The sequence below is a fragment of the Mycobacterium sp. ACS4054 genome (assembly GCF_001667275.1).
GTDB lineage: Bacteria > Actinomycetota > Actinomycetes > Mycobacteriales > Mycobacteriaceae > Mycobacterium.
Genome location: NZ_LZHV01000041.1, coordinates 358470 through 380516, shown reverse-complemented (window position 1 = coordinate 380516; position 22047 = coordinate 358470). Strand labels below are relative to the sequence as shown.

Sequence of the window (22047 nt, the reverse complement as noted above, 5' to 3'; positions counted from 1 at the left end):
GGGCTGACCGTCGGAAGTCGCTCGCGTGGGTCGATCCGCCGGGCCGGAGTCCGCGAAGCCGCCTAGCCGTTCGCCGCCTGCTCGCGTGCCCAGCGGTAGTCGGCCTTGCCCGACGGGCTGCGCTCGATCGCCGGGCGGAACACGATCGCTTTGGGAAGTTTGTAGCGGGCCAACGATTGCGCGGCGTGCGCGATCAACTCGTCGGCGTCGGCCCGGGCGCCTGGCGTCACGGCGACGACGGCGACCACCTCTTGGCCCCACCGCTCGCTGGGGCGCCCCGCCACCAGCACGTCGGCCACGGACGGATGCGAGGCGATCGCGGTCTCGACCTCCTCGGCGAAGATCTTCTCGCCGCCCGAGTTGATCGTCACCGAATCGCGGCCGAGCAGTTCGACGCTGCCGTCGGCGCGGTGCCGCGCCCGATCTCCGGGAATCGCGTAGCGCACGCCGTCGATGACGGGAAATGTCTTGGCGGTCTTGGCCGCGTCGCCCTTGTAGCCGAGCGGCACGTAACCGCGCTGGGCCAGCCAGCCGATACCGTCGTGACCCGGATCCAGGATGGCGCCCAGGTCCTCGGCGGCCACGAAGGTGTCCGGCCCGGCGTTGAAGGTGCCCGTCGACACGGCCCCGGACGTCGACATGTGGTGCATCTGCGCGCCGGTCTCCGAGGAACCGACGCCGTCGACCACCACGGCGTTCGGCAGGACCTCGATCAACCGCTGCTTGACGAACGGGGTGAGCAGCGCGCCGCCGTTGGCCACCACGGCCAACGACGACACGTCCGCGATCCCCTTCTCGATCGCGGCAACCAGCGGGCGCGCCATCGCATCACCGACCACCGTCACCACGGTCACCCGCTCACGCTCGATGGTGCGGACGACCTCCTCTGCGTCCAGGTGATCGACCACAGCGGGGAAGACGACGGACTGCCCGGTGGTGATGGCCGTCATCACGCTCCACTGGGCCGCGCCGTGCATCAGCGGCGGCAGGATCATCAACTTGGTCCCGGGCCCGGCGACCACCCCGGCCGCGATCTCCTCGACCGAGCCGAAGGGCTCACCCGTCATCAGATTGCGCCCGCCGAAGGACGTCATGAAGATGTCGTGCTGGCGCCACAGCACGCCTTTGGGCATCCCGGTCGTGCCGCCCGTGTACAGGACGTACAGGTCGTCTGGGGAATGCTGCACCGGCGGTGGCTCCGGTGCGCAAGACGCGATGGCCGACTCGTAATCCACTGCACCGTAAAGCAATTCGTTGCCCGAGTCGTCGGCGATTTGGATCAGCACCCGCAGCTGGGGGAGATCGGGCAGGATCTCGGCCACCCGCGGCGCGAAGGCCGCGTGATAGACCAAGGCGGTCGCCCCGGCGTCGGCCAGCAGATAATGCAGCTCGCTCTTGACGTAGCGGAAATTCACGTTGAACGGGGCGACTCGGGCTCCGAACGCGCCGAGCAGCGCCTCGACGAATTCGTTCCCGTTGTACGCGTAGACGCCCAGCAGGTCCTGGCCGACCTCATGGCCGGCGAGCGCCGAGCGTTCGGTGCGGCACCCCAGCCCGCGGGAGTGCAGGTACGCGGCGAGGCGGTGTGAGCGTTCGATCACCTGTTGGTAGCTGTATCGCCGTGCGCCTTGAATCAGCAATTCCCGATCGGGTATTGCGGCCGCATCACCGGCATCGACGGCAGGAAGATCTTCATCTCCGCTACGCGGCCGGCCGCCGTCAGCGGCTCGTCGATCGGGGTGATGTTCCGGTAGTCGACGTGCAGGTACGCCGTTCGGGTGGGCGGCGTGCCGGCGGTGGAGACCACCATGCCGAGCAGCCAGTCGTAGAAGAGCGGGATCATGCCGCCGTGCACGGCGTTGTTCCCGCCCACGTGCGACCGGGTGAAATGCCCCGACATGGTGACGCCGCTCGGCCCGGACCCGGTGATGGTCCACGGCGGCATCAGGGGATGACCCAGGCCGGGTAGCTCGAGGACGCGGCCGGCCGGCGCCATGCCTTCGGGCACCTGATGGCCGTCGAGTAACGCACACGCGTTCTCGATGTGCCGGGCGGCGGCGGTCCACGCCGAACTGCCCGGGTTGCTGGCTACGGTCAGATCCTGCAGCCGGCGCAGCGCTGCGACGAATCGGCCCAGGCCGGGCGGCGCGTGGTCGGCGGGCCTGATGTCGGGGAATCCGCCGCGGACTCCGGGCTCGGTGTCGGTCATTTCCGGGCCCATGTTCGGAGCAACTCGTCGGTGGTGGTGATGGTCGCGAGCAGTGACAGGGTGTTGGCGATGATGGCCTCTCCGTATTCGGTGGGTATGCCGGCGACCGCATCGCGGGGCACGACGACGCGGTAGGCGGCGTTGACGGCGTCCATGACGACGTTGGGGATCGCGATGTTCAGGGACACGCCGACGACGACGATGGTGGACACCCCGAGGTTGCGCAGTACGGCGTCCAAGTCGGTGCCGCCCATCGGTCCGACGCCGTGCCAGCGGCTGAGCACCAGATCGCTTGGCTCCGGTCCCAATTCGGGCAGCAGGGTGGCCCCCGGGGTGCCGGGGGTGATGTCGACCTGCCCCTGGCCCATGGCGAAGATCCTCGCGTTGTGATTGGAACCGAGGCCGTCGGGCCGCCGCCGCACCAGGCAGTGCACGACGCGGACGCCGGCGGCGCGGGCCACGGGCAGCAGCCGCACGATGTTGGGCAGCGCGACCCGGCGCGCTTCCTCGGCCAGCATGGCCAGGCCGGCGTCGGGCCCGACGACCGCCCCCTGGCACTCCTGGGTGACGATCGCGGTGTGCTCGGGCGCCGCGATTTCGGCCAGTTCGCCTGTCATGCCGGCGCGCTCACCCCCGGCCCGACGTCATAGAACTGTGTCGCCCACTTACGCAGTGCCATATACCCTTTCGCGTCCACCTTGGAAAGCGCCGGATGCTCCACGTACTTCTGGTAGCGCCAGATTCGCAGGTCGTCGAAGACGGTGGACAGGAACTGCTTTTCGATCACTTCGCGCAGCTTGCCCTCCGGTACGTCGGAATCATCGCCGGGAACCCGCGGCCACCAGATCGAGTAGAACAGGTCCGAACACTCGTCGTCGACCGGTGTGCAGGTGAAGATCAGCCGGTGGTTCTGCGCCCCCTCGAAGACGCTGATCGCCCCGCCGAGGCCGAACAGGTGGCTGTGGAACCGCAACGCGAGGTCCTCGGGGTCGTCGCTGCGCGCGTCCGGCCAGCCGGCGACAAACTGCCATTCGTGGTCGACGATCTTGTAGTCCAGGACTCGCGGTGTCACCGTGGCGTGGTGCACGTATTCGAAATGGGCGCTGTCGGGGGCGTTTTCGGCCACGATCTGGGGATGCACCGGCTCGCGTTCCGCGCGCCGGGAGAATTCCGGGTACGCGCGGTAGTAGGCCGCCGGGTCGGTCTCGAATTGCGGGAATTTCAAGAAGATGTCGGGCATTTCCCACTGCGGCTCTTTGCCGTCCGGGTGATGCCAGATGAACACGCAGTCGTACTGTTCGCGCACCGGGTACACCCGCAGCCGCAGCGCACGGTTGGGGCGGTCGGGTTGGTAGGGGATGTACCGGTTGGTGCCGTCGGGGCCCCACCGCCAGCCGTGGAACGGGCATTCGACGCAGTCGCCCAGCACCTTGCCGCCGTGGCCGATGTGCGCGCCGAGGTGTTTGCAGTGCGCCTCCAGGACGTGCAGCTCACCGGATTCGGCGCGGTAGGCGACCAGGTCCTCGCCGAAGTAGTGCAGCGGGCGCACCTCGCCGACCGGGAATTCGGGCGACCACCCGACCATGAACCACCCGGTGACCTTCCAGGTGAAGGGCACTTCCACGCCGATGCCTCCGATTGCCTGATACTAAGTCCGTTACAGTATAGATTTCAGCAGTCCGGTCCGCGCACGGCAAGGAGCGAAATGACACAGGCGGCTGCCGTCACCCTCGACGTGGCGGTTTCCGCGGCGGGTGCCGACCCGAAGACGGCCCCACCGCTGGAGGGCGTCGACGACTTCGCGCCGATGGTCCTGGGTGGGGCGGCGGCATGTCGAAGGTAACGCAGGGCTTTGAACTCGCCAGGGACGCGACCCGTGAGCTCGGCATGTTGCTGCCCCGCACGGTGGCCGGGCTGAGCGCATCGACCGGCTGGGCGCCCGTGTCGCCACGCGGTGTGCGCCAGTTCGGCGAGGTCCTGCTGGATGAGCTTGTGCTGAGCGGCTTTTCACTGATTGGCGGGCAGCCGGCGGCGATGCGGCCGCTGGAGGGCTGCGCGGCCGCCGCAGAGGAGTTGTCCGCCCTGGGCATCGACCGCGCGCACGCGGACCCGCCGCCGTTGCGCCCGAGCTCGGTGCGGCGCCGCCGCATCGGAAATCTCGCGTACGAGCGGATGAAGTTCGAGCACGACCCGGGGTTGCCGACAACGCTGGCGGCCGAGGGCCTGAGCGGACCCGCGCGGGCGGTCGTGCACCTGTGCCGGCATACCGACGGCCCGAGGCCGTGGCTGATCTGGGTGCACGGCGCCGGCCAGGGCGGCACGGAAGACCTCTTGCTGAGCCGCATCGGCCGCATACATCACCAGCTCGGCTTCAACGTCGCCATGCCGGTGCAGCCCGGCCACGGCTGCCGGCGCGGCGAATGGCCGGCCTACCCCGACATGGACCCCCTGGGCAACGTCGCCGGGATGATGCGCGCGGTCTCGGAGATCCGGGCGGTGGTGCGCTGGGCGCAGCCGCAGGCGACCGCCGTTGTGGTGGCCGGGATTTCGATGGGAACCCCAATCGCCGCGCTGGTCTCACACCTGGAGCGGCAGATCGATGCCGTCGCGCTGTACACGCCGATCCTCGGCCTCAACGCGATGATCGCCCGGCACCTGGGCCGCTGGGGATCGTCGCGGGACGGGTTCCGGGAGCTGTTGGCGTCCCCGGAGGTGGCGAAGCTGACCTCGGTGATCGATCCGCTGCAGGTCGACCCGGCGCCGGCGCCGGACCGGCGGCTCATCGTCGGCGCCTGGCACGACCGGATGGCGATGCGCGAACCCGCGGTCGCGTTGCAGCAGCGCTGGGGCGGCGAGCTGTACTGGTATGACGGCAGCCACGTCGGACACATCTTCTCCCGGCGGGTGCAGCGGGTGACCGACCGATTCCTGCGCCGCGTGGCCGGCTGATGGCGGCCACGCGCACGGCCCGCGAGGTGGTGGAGCTCTACAACTTGGTCGCCTGGAACGAACGCGATCTGGCGCTCGCCGAGGAGCTGTTCGCCGACAACGTGATCCGGCACGAGGTGGGCGAGGCGCACACGCTCACCCGTGAGCAGGCGGTCGCCCGGATCAAGGACGTCTGGGCGATGTTCGACCAGCTGCGTTTCGACCTGAACGTCGTCGCGGCGGGCGATGACGGCGAGCACGTCGCGATCGTCTACGACTCGTCGATGACCACCAAGGACGGCGCCCAAACCAACGTCGGCAGCATCGAGGTGTTCCGCGTCGTCGACGGGCAAATCACCGAAGTCTGGAATTGCGGCTACCGGCAAGGAGTTTGGAGTTGAGCGAGCGCACCCTGGATGAATTGGGCTACTACCTGCTGGCGGGTGCGGGCGGGGAGGGGCCGGCGACGCTGGTCGACGAGGCCCGCCGCGGCGAGGAATTGGGCATAAGCACCGCGTTCATCTCCGAGCGTTGGAACGTCAAGGAAGCCTCATCCCTGGTCGGGGCGGCGTGTGCCGTGACGACCAGGATGCAGATCGCCACCGCGGCAACCAATCACAACACCCGCCACCCGTTGATCACCGGCTCGTGGGCCACCACCATGCACCGGCTCTCCGGCGGCCGTTTCACGCTGGGCATCGGCCGCGGCATCGCGGCGATCTACGGGGCGTTCGGCATTCCGGCGGTCACCACCGCGCAGATGGAGGACTGGGCCCAGGTGATGCGCCGCCTGTGGCACGGCGAGCTGATCTTCAACCACGAGGGGCCGATGGGCAAGTACCCGATCCTGTTCCTCGATCCGGACTTCAACGAGGACATTCGATTGGCGCTGGTGGCTTTCGGGCCGAACACGCTGGCGCTGGGCGGCCGGGTGTTCGACGACGTCATCTTGCACACTTACTTCACCCCGGAGACGCTGCAGCGCTGCGTCAAGACCGTCAAGTCCGCCGCCGAAAAGGCCGGCCGCGACCCGGACAGCGTGCGGGTCTGGTCCTGTTTCGCTACGGTCGGTGACCACCTTCCCGAGGAGCTGCGGCTGAAGAAGACGGTCGCGCGCCTCGCCACCTACCTGCAGGGCTACGGCGACCTGATGGTGCGCACCAACGACTGGGATCCCGCTGTGCTGCAACGCTTCCGGGAAGACCCCGTGGTGACGTCGATCGCCGGTGGGATCGACCACAAGGCCACCGCGGAGCAAATCGAGCACATCGCGACGTTGATCCCCGACGAGTGGCTCGAGCCGTCGGCCACCGGGTCGGCCGGCCAATGCGCGGAACGCGTCCGCAAGGAGTTCGACTACGGCGCCGACGCGGTGATCATGCACGGCGCCACGCCGGACGAACTGGAGCCGGTGATCGCGGCGTACCGGGCGGGGGAGTAACGCCGGTCAGGGCATGATGACGGTCCGGCTGACCGGCTCCGCGGCGGCCTGCCGGCTGGACAGTCCACGAAGCAGCGCACCCAGTAAGGCATCCCGGGTCTCCCGGGGATCGATGAGTTCGTCGAATCCCAGATGCTCGGCCGAGCGATAGGACGCCTGCAGCTCGGCGTCACGCAGCTTCGCGGTGATGTCCTCACCGGCATGCGTCGCCCGGCCCAGCGCCGCCGCGCTCATGGCGCCCATGGTCGCGCCCGGGTAGGCGAAGGTCGCGCTCTGGTGATCGAAACCCAACAGCGACATGACCATGGAGCCGAATCCGTAGGCCTTGCGCAAGGTGAGATGCAGCTTGACCGTGGTGGCCGCGGTCTGGGCGGCGAACATCCGCGCGCCCGCGCGCAGCACCCCGCTGCGTTCGGAGCGGCTGCCGGGCAGCATGCCCGGGTTGTCGGCAAGGAAGACGATGGGTAGGTGGAACGAGTCGGCCACCATGATGAAATGCGCCGCCTTGTCCGCGGCGTCGGCGTCGATCGAGCCGGCGATCACCTGGGGCTGATTGGCCACCACCGCGACCGGATGCCCGCCGAGATGCGCCAGCGCGCACATGATCGCCTTGCCGTACTGTGGCTGCACCTCGAACCAGTCGGGCCGGTCGAAGATCACGTCGAGGACGGCGCGCATGTCGTACACGCGGCGGTTGTCGCGCGAGACGATGTCGAGGAGTTCGGGCGTCGCGCGTGGCTCGCTGTCCTCGTCCGGCGGTAGCGGCGCAGGGTACGACCACGCGCTGCGCGGGAAATACGACAGGTACCGCCGGATGTCGGCGATCACCGCCTCGTCGTCGTCGGCGACGTTGTGGATCACCCCGCTCGGCAAGGCGGTGACGGGCCCGCCGAGGTCCTCCTTCGAGATCTCTTCTCCGGTGGACTCTTTGACGACCGGCGGTCCGGCGGTGAAGATCGCGCCCTGGGCGCTCATGATCCGGAAGTCGCAGACCGGGGCGACGAGCGCGCCATGCCCGGCAGACGGGCCGAGCACGGCGGCGACGGTTGGCACCCGGCCCGAGCACTGCGCCTGGGCGAGCAGATCGGTCGGGGTGCGGCCGTAGTGTCCGCCGCCGGGGCGGAAGCCGGCGCCTTCCAGCAGCATCACCAACGGAATCCTGTCGCGCAGTGCGAGTTCGGCGATGCGGTAGCGCTTGGAGTTGCCACCGGGCCCGATGCTGCCGGCCATCGTGGTGAAGTCCTCGGCGCCCAGCATCACCGGCGAGCCGTCGATCAAGCCGGAACCGACGACGATCCCGTCCGCGGCCACCTGGCCCCCGACCAGGGTGCCGATCTCGCGGAAGGTCCCCGGGTCGAGGAGGCGCTCGATGCGCGCGCGGGCGTCGAGCTTGCCCTTGCCGCGGTGCTTGTCGAGCCGCTCCGGCCCGCCCATGTCCCGTGCGTGCTGACGGCGCCGCCCGAGGTCGTCGAGCGTTTCTCCCCAGTCCTGGGTGTTCGGCATGCCTATGTCCTACCTCATGCAGGTTCCGTCGCGCGACTAGATACGTGTGGTCACATACTGGATTGCTTACTGTAAAGTTACCCGCATGGCCGACGCTGCCCGCCTCAAGGTCGACGGGGGCATCCCCAATCAGCTGGCACGCGTGACCGACGCGGCCGTCGCCCTGGAACGAGAGGGCTACGACGGCGGCTGGACCGCCGAAACCAGTCACGACCCGTTTCTGCCGCTGCTGCTGGCCGCCGAGCACACGTCGCGGCTCGAACTCGGTACCAACATCGCGGTGGCGTTCGCCCGCAATCCGATGATCGTCGCGAACATCGGTTGGGATCTGCAGGCCTACTCGAAGGGCCGGTTCATCCTCGGCCTGGGCACCCAGATCCAACCGCACATCGAGAAGCGGTTCAGCATGCCGTGGAGTCACCCCGCGCGCCGGATGCGCGAGTTCGTCGCCGCCCTCCACGCGATCTGGTCGGCGTGGCAGGACGGCGGCAAGCTGCGCTTCGAGGGCGACTTCTACACGCACAAGATCATGACGCCGATGTTCACGCCGGAGCCGCACCCGTATTCCGCGCCCAGGGTTTTCGTCGCGGCGGTGGGCGAAGCGATGACCGAGATGTGCGGGGAGGCCGCCGACGGTCACCTGGGGCATCCGATGGTTTCCAAGCGGTACCTCGACGAGGTCACCATGCCGGCGCTGCTGCGTGGCATGCAGCGAGCCGGCCGGCGCCGCAACGACTTCGAAGTTTCGAGCGAGGTGCTCGTCGCGACCGGAGAGAACGAGGACGAACTGGCCGCCGCCACCGCCGCCGTGCGCAAGCAGATCGCCTTCTACGGGTCGACGCCCGCGTACCGCAAGGTCTTGGAGTTGCACGGTTGGGGCGAGGCGCAGACCGAACTGCACCGGCTGTCGCTCGCGGGCGAGTGGGACACGATGGGCTCGCTGGTCGACGACGAGATGCTGGCGGCCTTCGCGGTGGTCGGCCCGGTGGAAGACGTCGGCGCCGCCCTCAAGAAACGTTGCCGCGGCGTGGTCGACCGGGTGCTGCCGATCTTCTACAACGCCTCCGCGTCGTGTATCAGGTCCGCAATGAAGGAGTTTCGCGAGTGAGCACAACCACGGTAGACGAGTCCGCCAAGCTGTTGGCCGACCCCTTGGCCTACACCGACGAGCGGCGACTACACGCGGCGCTGACTCACCTGCGCGCCAGCGCACCGGTGTCCTGGGTTGAGGTGCCCAACTACCGTCCGTTCTGGGCGATCACCAAGCACGCCGACATCATGGACATCGAGCGCGAGAACATGCTCTTCACCAACTGGCCACGGCCCGTCCTGACGACCGCCGAGGGCGACGAGATGCAGGCCGCCGCGGGCGTGCGCACCCTGATCCACCTCGACGATCCGCAGCATCGGGTGGTGCGTGCGATCGGCTCCGACTGGTTTCGCCCAAAGGCAATGCGGGCGTTGAAGGTTCGCGTCGACGAGCTGGCCAAGATCTACGTCGACAAGATGATGGCGGCGAGCCCGGAATGCGATTTCGTCCAGGAGGTGGCGGTCAACTACCCGCTCTTCGTGATCATGTCGCTGCTGGGACTGCCCGAGGCCGACTTTCCCAGGATGCTCAAGCTGACCCAGGAGTTGTTCGGCAGCGACGACTCCGAGTTCAAGCGGGGCACCACCAACGAGGACCAGCTGCCCGCGTTGTTCGACATGTTCCAGTACTTCAACGGGGTGACCGCCGCGCGCCGCGAGCACCCGACCGAGGACTTGGCGTCCGCCATCGCCAACGCCCGCGTCGACGGCGAGCCGCTGTCCGACATCGACACGGTGTCCTACTACCTCATCGTCGCCACGGCCGGCCACGACACCACCAGCGCCACCATCTCCGGTGGGCTGCAGGCGCTCATCGAGAACCCCGACCAGCTCGAGCGGCTGCGCGACAACCTCGACCTGATGCCGCTGGCCACCGAGGAGATGATCCGCTGGGTCACCCCGGTCAAGGAATTCATGCGTACCGCCACCGCGGACACCACCGTGCGCGGGGTGCCCATCGCGGCGGGTGATTCGGTGCTGCTGTCCTACGTCTCGGCCAACCGTGACGAGGATGTCTTCGTCGACCCGTTCCGATTCGACGTCGGGCGCGACCCCAACAAGCACTTGGCGTTCGGATACGGCGTGCACTTCTGCATGGGCGCGGCGTTGGCCCGCATGGAGGTCAACAGCTTCTTCACCGAGTTGCTGCCCAGGCTCAAATCCATTGAGCTGACCGGTGATCCGGAGTTGGTCGCTACCACGTTCGTCGGCGGCCTCAAGCATCTGCCGGTGCGCTACGCGCTGGCCTGAGCGGCCCGCTTAGCGCGTGATCGCTACACTCCCCCGGGAGGTCTCGCAATGACGCGCAGGACGATCGTCATCACGGGCGCCAGCGACGGCATCGGCGCGGCCGCGGCCCGTCGCCTCAGCCGCACCGGCGACCGGATCGTCGTGGTGGGCCGCTCCCACACCAAGACCGCCGCGGTGGCCGCCGAATTGGACGCCGACTACTTTGTCGTCGACTACGCCGACCTATCCCAGGTGCGGGCGCTGGCGGACAAATTGCGTTCGCAATACCCGCGCATCGACGTTTTGCTCAACAATGCGGGCAGGATGGCCAGCAAGATCGAGCTGACGCCCGACGGCTATGAACGCACCTATCAGGTCAACTACCTGGCGCCGTTCCTGTTGACCACCCAATTGCTGGATGTGCTGCTGGAGTCCCGCGCGACGATCGTCAACACGACCAGCTCGTCGCACAAGCTGATCTTCCGTGCCACCGTCGACGACCTGGAGAACACCGCCAGCCGGCGGCCCGCCGCGGCCTACGCGTTGTCGAAGCTCGCAATCGTGTTGTTCACCAAGGAGTTACACCGGCGCTACCATTCCGGCGGCCTTTCCGTCGCGTCGGTGCATCCCGGCAATGTCAACTCCAACATCGGCATTGCCTCGGGTTCGCGATTTCTGGTGTTCATGCAGCGGTACACCCCGGCGGTGCTGTTCATTTCGAGCCCGGACCAGGGCGCCGAGCAGTTGGTGCGGCTGGCGTCGGGCACGCCCGTTGTCCAGTGGACGCCCGGCGCGTACTACGCCAAGCGCAAGATCGCCAAGACCAGCCGCCTGGCGGACGACCCGCGATTGGCCGCCGAACTGTGGGGGCGCACCGCGTCAAGGCTGGGCTGACGCACCCGCCAGGGTGATCTTCGATACCCGCTAGTATCTAACCGATACTGAAGGGTATGCTGCTGCACATGTCGCCTGTCAAACCGCATCGCACCCGCCCCACCCGGGGCGAGGTCCGCGACCGAATCCTGGATGCGGCGTCGAAGGTGTTCGCGGCCGAGGGTTTCGCCGGCGCCACCATCGACGCGATCGGGCAGGCCGCGGGCTTCACCAAGGGCGCGGTCTATTCCAACTTCGAGTCGAAGGACGAGCTGTTCCTGGCCCTGCTTGACCGCGAGTTCGAGCTGCGCGGCGAGCAGATCGCGATAGCGCTGGACCGCAGCGACGGCGACACCGCCGCGGCCGCGGGCGAGGTGAGCCGGTCGGTGCTCGACTCGGTCCGCGACCATTCCGACTATTACGTGCTGCTGGTCGAGTACTGGCTGCGCGCCCAGCGCGACCCGCAGCTTCGGGAACGCCTGATCGAGCGCCGCCGCGCCGCGGCCGACCAGGCGCTGCACATCGTCGAATCGACCGACACCGTGCCGGGCGACCGGCGGCTGACCGACATCGCGCAGCTCGTCGTCACCCTCAACCTGGGCGTCGCGATGGAAGAGGTGCTGCGTCCGGGAACCATCAACCCCGATCTGCTCGCGCAACTGATCACCGCACTGCTGGAATCGATTCCGGGTTGAAGGCGATGAGGGAAAGCCACACCATGGATGCCAACGACGAGCCGGACGACATCGCACCGGTGATCACCGCCGCCGGACTGGGGGTCGACGGTGAGCACGGGCCGCTGTTCTCGGGGGTCGACCTCGCCCTGACGCCGGGGTTTCACGCCATTCAGATGCCCGGGGGTCCCGGTCAGACAACCCTGTTGTTGACGCTCGCGGGCCGATTCAAGGCGACTCACGGCTCGTTGACCGTGCTCGGCGAGACGACGCCGCGCGCGATCCGCCGCCTGTGCGCGATCGCGGCCTTCGACGACATCGACGAACTCGAAGAGTCGGTGACCGTGGCGACCGTACTCGCCGAGCAACGCCGGTGGCTGGCGCCGTGGTATTCGCTGGTGCCGCTGCAAGCAGGCCAGGCCGAGCTGACGGAGGTCTTCGGCGACATACCGACACCGTCCTCGGACACCTACATCGTCGAATTGTCCGACCTGGAACTGTTTTTGCTGCGCATCACGCTCGCGCTGCTGTCGAATCGCCCGATTCTGGTGGTCGGCGATCTCGAGCAGGTGCGCGACAACTCCCGGCGAGCGATCGCGGTGGATCGGCTGGGTGTGATCGCGAGAGAGCGCACCGTCGTCGTCGGAGTCACCAACCCGCTCGGCACCGACGCACCCGAGCACGAGCTTCACGATCGCCGCGTTTTGACCGGAGGAGATTGACGATGTTGGCTGGACTCGCATTCGGGTCGGAGATCAAGCGTTTCGGTCGCAGCCGGTTGACGCGCGTGGCGATCGTCGTGCTGATGTTGCTGCCGCTGGTGTACGGGGCGCTGTACCTGTGGGCGTTCTGGGATCCCTTCGGCCACACCAACAAAATGCCGGTGGCGCTGGTCAATTCCGACCGCGGCGCCGTCGTCTCCGGTGAGCAGTTCAACGCCGGCGACGAGATCGCCAAGAGCCTCACCGCGGACGGCGGGTTGGACTGGCACGTCGTGAACCTGGCCGAAGCGCGCAACGGAGTCGACCACGGCAAGTACTACTTCATGGTCGAGTTGCCCCCGGACTTCAGCGCGGCGATCGCGTCGCCGGTGACGGGGCAGCCGAAGAAGGCCAACCTGATCGCCGTCTACAACGACGCCAACAACTACATCTCCACCAGCATCGGCCGCACCGCCATCACTCAGGTGCTCAACGCGGTGTCCAGCCGGATCTCCGGCCAGGCCGTCAATCACATGCTGTCGGTGGTGGTTTCGTCGGGCGCGGGCATCAAGCAGGCCGCCGACGGCGCGGCCCGACTCGACGACGGCGCCGGGCAGCTGGCCGCCGGCCTCGACACGGCCCGGTCCGGCTCGGCGCGCCTCGCCGCCGGGGCCCAGGAATTGTCCGACGGAATCAACCAGGCCACCGACCCGCTGCTCACGGTGACCCGGGCCCTGTCACAGATCGGCGGCGACACGCAGCAATTGCAGCAGGGCGCGGCCGCGCTGCAGCAGGCCAACGACCAGATCGGCACCATCGCCACGGCGCAGGACGGCGCCGCGGATGCGTTGTCGCCGGTGATCGATCAGCTCGCCGCGCGCCAGGATCCGTTGGCGAACAACCTGCGCGGCATCCAGGATCAGCTGAGGGGACATCAGTTCACGCCGCAGATCCGCCAGCGTCTCACCGACGCGCAAAACGCCGCGATCGCGATGACCTCCGCCATGCGCACGCCCGGCAGCCCGCTGGGCTCGGCCCTCGACCAGGTCGGCAACAAGGGGCAGGAGCTGACGAACAAGCTCACCCAGCTCCGTGACGGCGCCCAGCAGCTGGCGGCCGGCAACGCCGAGTTGGCAAGCGGCATGGTCAAACTCGACGACGGGGCACACCAACTCAAGGCGGGATCGGCCGAGCTGGCCAGCAAGCTCGGCGAGGGGGCCAACCAGCTGCCCAACTGGACGACTCAGCAAAAGGACGCGGTCGCCGACACCATCGGCGGGCCGGTGCAGCTCGCAGCCTCGCACGAGAACGCCGCGCCCAACTTCGGCACCGGCATGGCCCCGTTCTTTCTGACGCTGGCGCTGTTCTTCGGCGCATTGGTGCTGTGGATGATTTTGCGGCCCTTGCAGAGTCGTGCGATCGCCGCGGAGGTACTGGAAATCCGGGTGGTGCTCGCCAGCTATTTGCCCGCGGCCGCGATCGCGTTGTTCCAGGCGATCATCCTCTACTGCGTGGTCCGGTTCGCCCTCGGCATGCACGCCGTGCATCCGGTCGCGATGCTGGGGTTCATGATCCTCATCTCCGCGGCGTTCGTGGCCGCCACACAGGCGATCAACGCGCTCGTCGGCCCGGCGGTGGGACGCGTGCTGATCATGGCCCTGCTGATGCTGCAGCTGGTCAGCGCCGGCGGCATGTACCCCGTGGAGACCACCTCGCGGCCCTTCCAGGTGCTGCACCGCTTCGACCCGATGACCTACGGCGTCAACGGGCTGCGCCAGCTCATCCTCGGCGGCATCGACGGCCGGCTCTGGCAGGCGATCACCGTGCTGGTTGCGATAACGGCTGTCGCGCTGGCAATCTCATCGCTGTCGGCACGACGAGATCGCCTGTGGAACCTCAGCAGGTTGATCCCGGCGATCAAGATGTAGGCAGACGTTCCGCGTCGACCATCGACGTTGCATGATGGTGGCCAACTGCGGCGATCGAGAGGAAGCCCATGTTAGGTGTGCATCATTCGGCGATTTGCACCTCCGATGTCGAACGCTCCCTTCGATTCTGGTGCGAAGGCCTGGGCCTGAGCCAGTTGATGGATTACGATTTCGTCGGCGATTGGCCAACACTGTTCGGCGCCGGGAGCGATCGGCTGCGATCGGTATTTCTCGGCGATCCGCAGGCATCGGGCAGCGGGTTTGTCGAACTGGTGGAGGTGGCGGGTGCCCTCGAGGCACTGCCGGATTCGACCGCGTTGCGGCACGGGTTCATGTTGCTCTCGCTGCAGCGTGAAGTCGACGAGACGCTCGCCGCTTTGGCCGCATTGGGTTTCACCGACGGCGTGCGGCGCATCGACGTCGTGGCGCCGGACGGAAGGACCGTCGCGATGGCGGCGATCGAAGCGCCGGACGGCGTACTCGTCGAGCTGATCGGGCGCGCGAAGTGAGCACCGCGTTGGTGACGGGCGGAGCGTCGGGCATCGGGGCCGAAGTGGCCGGCCGGTTGCGCGCCGCGGGGCACGGCGTCGTGGTGTGGGACCTGTCCAACGCCGACATCGCCTGCGACGTCAGCGATCCCGACGCGGTGTCGGCCGCGATGGACCAAACCGTCCGCGAGCACGGCGCGCCCATCCGGGTCGTCACGTGCGCGGGAGTCGGCGCCTCCGGGCTGCTGCTCGACCAGTCGCCCGCGGAATGGAATCGGGTGTTGGCCGTCAATCTGACCGGCACGTGGCTGACGATCCGGGCGGCGGCGCGCGCGATGATCGACGCGGGGGCGGGCGGCTCGATCGTCGCCGTCTCCAGCATCAGCGGCACCCTGGCCGACCGCGACATGGGAGCCTACTGCGTGTCCAAGGCGGGGGTGGACATGCTGGTGAAGGTCGCCGCCGCGGAGTGGGGCGCGCACGGCATCCGGGTCAACGCCGTCGGCCCGGGCGTCACGCGCACGCCCATGCTGGCCAAACCCGAGCAGCTGCCCGGCTGGGTGGAAGCCCTGTCCGAACGCACGGCCCTGGGCGGCCTGGGAGCCGCGACCGACGTGGCCGCGGCCATCGTCGGTGTCCTCGAATTGCCTTGGGTGACGGGTCAAGTCGTGCATGCCGACGGCGGGCTGGCGTTGCACAGCCCCATCGACGCGTACGGCCAGCTGCAGCGGGTGATGGGCCGAAAAGGCCTCAGCTGATCCCGTAATCGATGATGCCGCGGATGATCTTGCCGTTGCGCAGGTCGTCGTACGCGTCGTTGATCTCGTCGAGGCGATAGCGGCGGGTGATCATCTCGTCGAGCTGAAGCTGCCCGGTCTGATAGAGCCTGGCCAGCCGGGCGATGTCCGCCTTGGGATTGCACGAGCCGAATATCGTCCCGGCCAGCGTCTTGTTCATCAGGATGAAGTCCTGCAGATCGATCTTCACCGACCGGGTCAGCTGCGAGGTCATGCCGGTCAGCACGCACGTGCCGCCCTTGCGCGTCAGTTGCAGGGCGTCGCGGACGTCGGCGGGCGTGATCAGCGACGGCGAAACCACCACCGCGTCGGCCATGACCCCATACGTCAAGTCCCGCACCATCTCCTGCGCCTCGGCGATCGTGGCCGCGCTGTGGGTGGCGCCGAACTGCAACGCCGATTTCTGTTTGAAGTCCACCGGGTCGACGGCGACGATCTGCGCGGCGCCGCTGATCCGCGCGCCCTGGATCGCGCCCGTCCCGATCCCGCCGACGCCGACGACGGATCCGGTGTCACCGCCGCGCACGCCGGCGCGGTTGGCCGCCGAACCGTAACCGGTGGGAATGGCGCACGACAGCAGCGCGCTCGGCGCGAGCGGCAGGTGCGGCTCGATCTTCACCAGCGACCGGGTCGACACCACGGTGTGTTCGGCGAACGCCCCCACCTTGGCCAGATGGCCCAGGGGCCGGCCGTCGGCGGTGTGATGGCGGAAGGTGCCGTCGGTGGGCATCCCCGGGGTCAGCGTGAAAGCGCCGACGTCGCAGATGTATTCCATGCCCGACGCGCACCAGCGGCACTGTCCGCACACCGCGACGAACGACATCACCACGTGGTCACCGGGGGCGAAATCCGTTACGCCGTCGCCGACGTCGCGCACGATGCCGGAGCCCTCGTGGCCCCCGATCGTCGGGAACATGGTCGGCAGGCCGAGGGATCGCATCACCTCGTTGGGCGCCGACATGTCGCCGTTGAGGATGTGGTCGTCGGAGTGGCACAGCCCGGCCGCCGCCATCTCGACGAGGACTTCGCCGGCGCGGGGCGGGTCGAGTTCGAATTCCTCGACGGACCAGGGCCCGCCGACGTCGTGCAGAATCGCTCCCGTGGTTTTCAAGCGGATTCCCTATGCGGCCGGGGCGAACGTGACCGGAAGCTTGTTGGGGGAGCGGAAGGTCAGCCCCACGATCTTGGACTCCTGGCCGGTTCCGTCGTCGGCCACGAAGGCCAGATCCTTGACGCGGTCGAACAGGCTGTTCAGCATGACCCGGGTCTCGAGGCGGGCCAGATGCATGCCGAGGCACATGTGGATGCCGCCGGCGAACGCGATGTGCGCCTGGCGCGGCCGGTGGATGTCGAAGGCGTTGGCGTTGGTCCAGCGGCTCTCGTCGCGGTTGGCCGAGCCCATGCACATGTCGATCTGCGCGTCGGGTGGGATTGTCTTGCCGCCGATTTCGACCTCCTGGGTGGTGGTCCGCATGACCATCGTCAGCGGCGTTTCGAAGCGCAGCCCCTCCTCGATCGCCATCGGTATCAGCGAGCGGTCGTGATAGACCTGCGCCAGCTGCTCGGGATGGGTCAGCAGCAGGTACAGCAGGTTGCCCGACGATCGGTAGGTGGTTTCCAGTCCGGCGGGCAGCAGCAGCCGCAAAAACGCGATGATGGCCTCGTCGGAAAGCTTTTCGCCGTCGATCTCCGCGGCCACCAGGTCGCCGATGATGTCATCGGTGAGTTTGCGCCGGCGCTGCTCGACCTGCTCGAGGAAGTAGCCGTGCAACTCCGCCGCCGCGTTCAGCCCGGCGACGATGTCGGTCGGGATGGAGATGAGGTCCAGGGACAACCGCCGGAAGAAGTCGAGGTCCTCGGGCGGCAGGCCGAGCAGCGTGGAGATGATCCGGGTGGGGAACTCGAACGTCACCGCCTTGACCAGGTCGGCGTGCCCGTCGTTCTTGATCTCGTCGACCAGCCGGTCGCACACCGGTCCGATGACCGAGGGCTCCCAGCGTTCCAGCGCGGTGGCGCGGAATGCCTTGGCCACCAGGTTGCGGTGGTCGTGGTGTTCCCGGCCGCCCATCGCCAGGATGGTGTGGCCCATCACCAACCCGATGGTCTCGTCGTATTTGTGGGAGCTGAAGATGCGGTCGTCGCGGAACGCCTGGAACAACGGGTCGTAACCGAACAGCACCCACTCGTCCTTCGGCCGCATCTCTTCGGGCATCTGCGAGTGGTCCGCCAGCGCGCCGTGCCAAACCGGGTCCGTGCGCCGCATGTATTCGAAGAACGGATACGGGCTGGTTTCGCCGGTGAAGTCGAGGGTGACGGGCTGGTTGGCGGGGTCGGTGCTGAGCGTCATCAGCGCTCCTCCTGAACAGCCGCTGAGCGGATCGGTACGCGGGGAATATCGCTATCATAGTATAGATAGCAACTAAGCCCAACGGGCTTGTCGTGGTTACCGTAACGGGCACAGTATTGATGCTGCGTGGCGTCGGAGGCGGTGATGCAAATGCCGGAGCGGCGATTTGTGTGCGCACAGGACGAGCTGCCGCCTGGCGGAATGAAGCTCGTCGACGTCGGGAAGTTCGGCGTCGGCGTGTACAACGTACGGGGCGAGTTCTACGCGATCGTGAATTACTGCTCGCACGAGGGTGCCCCGCTGTGCCTCGGCCTGATCGGCGGCACCAACGAGTTCGACCCGGACGAACCCGGTGGACTGCGGCGCGTCCGCGATGGGCAGATCGTCCGATGCCCTTGGCACAACTGGGAATTCGACATCACCACCGGGCAAAACCTGGCCGATCCGACGCGGCGCATCCGTACCTACCGCGTCGACGTCACCGACGGGGAGGTGTACCTCACCGCATGATCATTGACGCAAACGTGCAACCGCACTTCCGCTCCAACGCCGAGATCCGGCGTTACCTGCCCGCCGCGCACCAGCTGCGGGCGATCCCCGACGTCGAACAACAGTGGTACTCCGCGCCGGGCGGCGACTATCGGCAGGACCTCTACGGCGAGCACTACCCGGGATCGGACCCCGAGACCGTCAGCCGGCACCTCTTCGACGACGCCGGTGTCGACTACGCCATCCTCAACCCGCTGACCCGCGGGAACATCGCCGACTACCTGCTGAACAGCCGGATCTGCGCGGCGGTCAACGACTGGCTGCTCGACCGCTGGCTCGAGCCCGACCCCGCCGATCGGTTCCGGGGCACCATCCGCGTCAATCCCGAGGACCCCAGGGGCGCCGTCGCGGAGATCGAGCGGCTGGCCGACCACCCGAAGCTGGTGCAGGTCGGCGTCCCGATGCAGTCACGCGAGCCGTACGGCAAACCGATGTTCGAGCCGATCTGGGAGGCCGCCGCCGCCCACGGGCTGCCGGTGGCGGTGCACATCAACGGCGGCAATGGCGTCGACTATCCGCCCACCTTCGCCGGGCACGCCCACACCTATCCGGGATACGCGGCGTTCATGCCGCTGAATTACTTCGTGCACCTGGCCACCCTGATCATCGAGGGCGTGTTCGGTAGGCACCCCGGCCTCAAATTCGTCTTCGCCGACGGCGGATACGACATCCTCACCCCGTTCATCTGGCGACTGGACACCTTCTGGGTGTCGATGCGCGATCAGACGCCCTGGGTGGACCGCTACCCGAGCGAATACCTGCCCGACCACGTCAGGTTCTGCTCGTCGGCGTTCGACGGGCCGACGGATGCCGGCGACGTGCGGGGCTGGATGGACTTCACCGACAAGGCCGACCTGCTGATGTACGGGTCGGCGTATCCCCATTGGTCCACCTCGCCCCCGGGAAGCGTCGCCGAGGGCCTCGATGCCACCCAGCGCGACAAGGTGTTGTGGCGAAACGCCAGCGAGCTGTACGGACTGAAGGAGCGTGTCCGATGACCACGATCGAACAAGTCGAGTCACCGACGGGCCAACACGACGAGATAGCGGTCAGCATCGTCGACACCGACGTGCACCCCTTGCCCGTCTCGACCGACGTGCTCAAGTCGTACGCGGCGCCCGAATGGGTGGACAAGATCTGGCCGACCGGCAACGCGGTCACCCCGGTGCCCCATTTCTACGACACACCGGATTCGTACAAGACGTCGTCGCTGCGGATGGACGCGTGGCCGCCCAACGGCGGGGTCGCGGGCAGCGACCCGGACTTCGCCGCCAAGCAATTGCTGATCGACGCCGGCGTCAGCATCGCGACGCTCGAGCCGATGTGCGACGCCCAACTGCCGCAAGCCGAACACGCGCTGAAGTCGGCCTACAACGATTGGCTTGCCGACGTGTGGCTCGACACCAACAACGCGCACGGCCGCTGGCGCGGATCGATCAGCGTCAGCGCGCAGACGCCCGAGCAGGCGGCGCGCGAAGTCGAGCGCTGGGCGGGGCATCCGTACATGGCGCAGGTCCTGATGACGCCGCAGACCCGCGGAATCCCTTTCGGCAACCCGCATTTCGACCCGCTCTATGAAGCCGCGTCGCGCAACGGTTTCCCGGTGGCCACGCACCTGATGGGGCAGACGCCGTTCGAGCTGATCCCGATTTACCCGGTCGGCAATCCGGCGCACTGGCACGACTTCTTCGCCGCCTGGCCGCTGCTTTACGTCTCGCACCTGATGAGCCTGGTGTTCGACGGCGCGTTCGACCGCCACCCCGACCTGCGGATCGTGTTCGTCGAGGGCGGCTTCACGTGGGCGATGCCGGTGATGTCGAGGATGGACCGGATCTGGGAGGCCCGCCGCGGCGACCTGCCGCACGTGCGGCGCCGCCCGTCGGACTACGTGCGCGAACACGTCCGGTTCACCACCCAGCCGCTGGAAGACACGGACACCGTGCAGTTTCGGCAATACCTGGAAATGATGGACCTGGGCGACAACCTGATGTTCTCGACGGACTACCCGCATTGGAGCTACGACTCGCCGGACTACGCGATCAACCGATTCCCGGCCGACCAGCGCGAGCGGATCATGCGCGGCAACGCGACCGCTCTCTACGGGCTACCGCCCACGGTCAAGGCGCTCCCCGGAGAACGCTGAGAGCGGAACCTCGTCATTCGCGGCACGCGATCGCAGGTCTACCTTGAAGAGGGCCCGCGCCGCGACCGGCCGAGCACGCATGACCAGCCCGGAAGATGAGAGGGTATGACACAAACGAATCTGACGCGGCCGCAGGGCCTTACCCGCATCGACCCGGTGCTCCGGGAGGCCGCCGCCGCACTGGGCATCGCCGAATTCCGCGCCGAGACCCTGCCCGCCGAACGGGAACACGCCAACCGGCTCGCCGCCGAGCGCGCCGCGGAGGTCGACACCGCCGGCGTCTCGGTCGAAACGCGCACCATCACCGGACCGGGCGGGCACCAGCTGAGTCTGCGCATCTACCGGGGTCCCGACGTTGACGGGGCCGCGTCGGGTTCGCCCCTGGTCTTGTACGCACACGGCGGTGGCTTCGTGACCGGGAACCTGGACACCGACCACGCGCGCTGCGTGGAGCTGGCCAGGGAAGCGGGTTGCCTGCTGGTCTCGGTCGACTACCGGCTCGCGCCGGAGCACCCGTGCCCGGCGGCCCTGGACGACGTCGAGGCCGGCTTCTACTACGCCATCCGCAATTGCGCCGAGCTGAACGTGGACGTGAACCGCATCGCGGTGATGGGCCGCGACGCGGGTGCGGCGCTGGTCGCGGGCCTGAGTCAGCGCATGTTCGACGACGAGGGCCCGCAGATCCTGGTGCAGATCCTGCACCAGCCGATGCTCGACTCCGACGCCACCCAATCGCGGCGCGAGTTCCAGCGCACCCCGGGCCTCAACGGGCCGGCGGTGAGCCGAGCGTGGGGTCATTACCTCGGGCACGCCAGCGCCAGCGGTCAACACGTCCCCGCGCACCGGGCGAACCTCGAGGGCCTGCCGCCCACCTTCATCAGCTGTGCGGAGATCGACCCGTGCCGCGACGAAGCCATCGACTACGCGAACAGGCTGTTGCACGCCTACGTGCACACCGAATTGCACGTCATCGCAGCGGCATTCAACGGGTTCGACTCGGTGGTCCCGGATTGGGTTGTTTCTCAGGAGAACCGGGCCCTGCACGCGCGTTCGCTGCGCCGCGTGTTCGCCATGTAGCGGCGCGCTCCGCTATCGACACAACTCCGGTATCTCTTACCGTAGTGCCCGTTGCTACCATCGAAAACGC

At 67.8% G+C, this 22047-nt stretch carries 23 protein-coding genes; 16 read left to right on the top strand and 7 right to left on the bottom strand.

Features of this window, described 5'->3' with window-relative positions:
• Positions 1-62: 62 nt before the first annotated feature.
• From A5730_RS10615 to A5730_RS10600, 4 genes are read right to left on the bottom strand one after another with little or no spacing between them, the layout of a single operon-like run.
• On the bottom strand, positions 63-1655 hold the full coding sequence (locus A5730_RS10615) for an acyl-CoA synthetase (RefSeq protein WP_067899667.1): 1593 nt from the start codon (positions 1653-1655) through the stop codon (positions 63-65).
• Entirely contained in the window at positions 1634-2209 is a 576-nt protein-coding gene (locus A5730_RS10610; protein ID WP_067899248.1) for a thioesterase, read from the bottom strand. The genes A5730_RS10615 and A5730_RS10610 overlap by 22 nt, the downstream gene beginning before the upstream one ends.
• Positions 2206-2826, bottom strand: a complete 621-nt coding sequence (locus A5730_RS10605; RefSeq protein WP_067899245.1) for a cysteine hydrolase — start codon at positions 2824-2826, stop codon at positions 2206-2208. Before A5730_RS10605 ends, A5730_RS10610 begins: the two co-directional genes overlap by 4 nt.
• Complete coding sequence (locus A5730_RS10600) at positions 2823-3833, bottom strand: Rieske 2Fe-2S domain-containing protein (RefSeq protein ID WP_067899244.1); 1011 nt, start codon at positions 3831-3833, stop codon at positions 2823-2825. Before A5730_RS10600 ends, A5730_RS10605 begins: the two co-directional genes overlap by 4 nt.
• Positions 3834-3914: 81 nt before the next feature.
• On the opposite strand from A5730_RS10600, the gene A5730_RS24260 reads away from it, so the two are divergent.
• The 4 genes from A5730_RS24260 to A5730_RS10585 are packed head-to-tail and all read left to right on the top strand — an operon-like array spanning position 3915 to position 6578.
• Positions 3915-4052 carry a hypothetical protein gene (locus A5730_RS24260; protein WP_231994663.1) on the top strand — a complete coding sequence of 46 codons (138 nt, stop codon included), beginning with the start codon at positions 3915-3917 and terminating at the stop codon, positions 4050-4052.
• The gene (locus A5730_RS10595; RefSeq protein ID WP_067899239.1) at positions 4040-5158 is read left to right on the top strand and encodes an alpha/beta hydrolase; all 1119 of its coding nucleotides are present in this window, start codon (positions 4040-4042) and stop codon (positions 5156-5158) included. Before A5730_RS24260 ends, A5730_RS10595 begins: the two co-directional genes overlap by 13 nt.
• Positions 5158-5538: a nuclear transport factor 2 family protein gene (locus A5730_RS10590; RefSeq protein ID WP_067899236.1), complete on the top strand. Its 381-nt coding sequence runs from the start codon at positions 5158-5160 to the stop codon at positions 5536-5538. The genes A5730_RS10595 and A5730_RS10590 overlap by 1 nt, the downstream gene beginning before the upstream one ends.
• A complete protein-coding gene (locus A5730_RS10585; protein ID WP_067899658.1) occupies positions 5535-6578 on the top strand; it encodes a TIGR03857 family LLM class F420-dependent oxidoreductase in 1044 nt (347 codons plus the stop codon). The genes A5730_RS10590 and A5730_RS10585 overlap by 4 nt, the downstream gene beginning before the upstream one ends.
• Before the next feature lie 6 nt (positions 6579-6584).
• Here the strand turns inward: A5730_RS10585 and A5730_RS10580 are convergent, their stop codons facing one another.
• Complete coding sequence (locus A5730_RS10580; protein WP_067899233.1) at positions 6585-8081, bottom strand: acyl-CoA carboxylase subunit beta; 1497 nt, start codon at positions 8079-8081, stop codon at positions 6585-6587.
• A gap of 85 nt (positions 8082-8166) precedes the next feature.
• On the opposite strand from A5730_RS10580, the gene A5730_RS10575 reads away from it, so the two are divergent.
• The 8 genes from A5730_RS10575 to A5730_RS10540 all read left to right on the top strand — a co-directional run bounded on the left by A5730_RS10575 (position 8167) and on the right by A5730_RS10540 (position 15822).
• On the top strand, positions 8167-9189 hold the full coding sequence (locus A5730_RS10575) for an LLM class F420-dependent oxidoreductase (RefSeq protein WP_067899230.1): 1023 nt from the start codon (positions 8167-8169) through the stop codon (positions 9187-9189).
• A complete protein-coding gene (locus A5730_RS10570; RefSeq protein ID WP_067899227.1) occupies positions 9186-10421 on the top strand; it encodes a cytochrome P450 in 1236 nt (411 codons plus the stop codon). The genes A5730_RS10575 and A5730_RS10570 overlap by 4 nt, the downstream gene beginning before the upstream one ends.
• A 48-nt stretch (positions 10422-10469) precedes the next feature.
• Positions 10470-11294, top strand: coding sequence for an SDR family NAD(P)-dependent oxidoreductase (locus A5730_RS10565; RefSeq protein WP_067899223.1), 825 nt, complete (start codon positions 10470-10472; stop codon positions 11292-11294).
• A gap of 56 nt (positions 11295-11350) precedes the next feature.
• Positions 11351-11968, top strand: coding sequence for a TetR/AcrR family transcriptional regulator (locus A5730_RS10560; RefSeq protein ID WP_067899221.1), 618 nt, complete (start codon positions 11351-11353; stop codon positions 11966-11968).
• Between the two features lie 5 nt (positions 11969-11973).
• Entirely contained in the window at positions 11974-12669 is a 696-nt protein-coding gene (locus tag A5730_RS10555) for a hypothetical protein (protein WP_369829871.1), read from the top strand.
• Between the two features lie 2 nt (positions 12670-12671).
• Positions 12672-14576, top strand: a complete 1905-nt coding sequence (locus tag A5730_RS10550) for a YhgE/Pip domain-containing protein (protein ID WP_067899216.1) — start codon at positions 12672-12674, stop codon at positions 14574-14576.
• A gap of 77 nt (positions 14577-14653) precedes the next feature.
• The gene (locus tag A5730_RS10545; RefSeq protein ID WP_197506225.1) at positions 14654-15085 is read left to right on the top strand and encodes a VOC family protein; all 432 of its coding nucleotides are present in this window, start codon (positions 14654-14656) and stop codon (positions 15083-15085) included.
• Positions 15082-15822, top strand: coding sequence for an SDR family NAD(P)-dependent oxidoreductase (locus A5730_RS10540; RefSeq protein WP_067899211.1), 741 nt, complete (start codon positions 15082-15084; stop codon positions 15820-15822). The genes A5730_RS10545 and A5730_RS10540 overlap by 4 nt, the downstream gene beginning before the upstream one ends.
• Here A5730_RS10540 and A5730_RS10535 read toward each other — a convergent pair.
• Together A5730_RS10535 and A5730_RS10530 are read right to left on the bottom strand one after the other, a co-directional pair.
• A complete protein-coding gene (locus A5730_RS10535; RefSeq protein ID WP_067899208.1) occupies positions 15815-16972 on the bottom strand; it encodes a Zn-dependent alcohol dehydrogenase in 1158 nt (385 codons plus the stop codon). The two genes, A5730_RS10540 and A5730_RS10535, sit on opposite strands and share 8 nt — an antisense overlap.
• A gap of 9 nt (positions 16973-16981) precedes the next feature.
• Positions 16982-18208, bottom strand: a complete 1227-nt coding sequence (locus A5730_RS10530) for a cytochrome P450 (RefSeq protein WP_067899205.1) — start codon at positions 18206-18208, stop codon at positions 16982-16984.
• A gap of 126 nt (positions 18209-18334) precedes the next feature.
• Between A5730_RS10530 and A5730_RS10525 the strand changes: the two genes are divergently transcribed.
• The 4 genes from A5730_RS10525 (at position 18335) to A5730_RS10510 (ending at position 21977) form a co-directional block, all read left to right on the top strand.
• Complete coding sequence (locus A5730_RS10525; RefSeq protein ID WP_231994662.1) at positions 18335-18718, top strand: Rieske (2Fe-2S) protein; 384 nt, start codon at positions 18335-18337, stop codon at positions 18716-18718.
• Positions 18715-19755 carry an amidohydrolase family protein gene (locus A5730_RS10520; protein ID WP_067899202.1) on the top strand — a complete coding sequence of 347 codons (1041 nt, stop codon included), beginning with the start codon at positions 18715-18717 and terminating at the stop codon, positions 19753-19755. Before A5730_RS10525 ends, A5730_RS10520 begins: the two co-directional genes overlap by 4 nt.
• Entirely contained in the window at positions 19752-20900 is a 1149-nt protein-coding gene (locus tag A5730_RS10515) for an amidohydrolase family protein (RefSeq protein WP_067899199.1), read from the top strand. The genes A5730_RS10520 and A5730_RS10515 overlap by 4 nt, the downstream gene beginning before the upstream one ends.
• 105 nt (positions 20901-21005) lie before the next feature.
• A complete protein-coding gene (locus A5730_RS10510; protein WP_067899197.1) occupies positions 21006-21977 on the top strand; it encodes an alpha/beta hydrolase in 972 nt (323 codons plus the stop codon).
• Positions 21978-22047 lie beyond the last annotated feature (70 nt).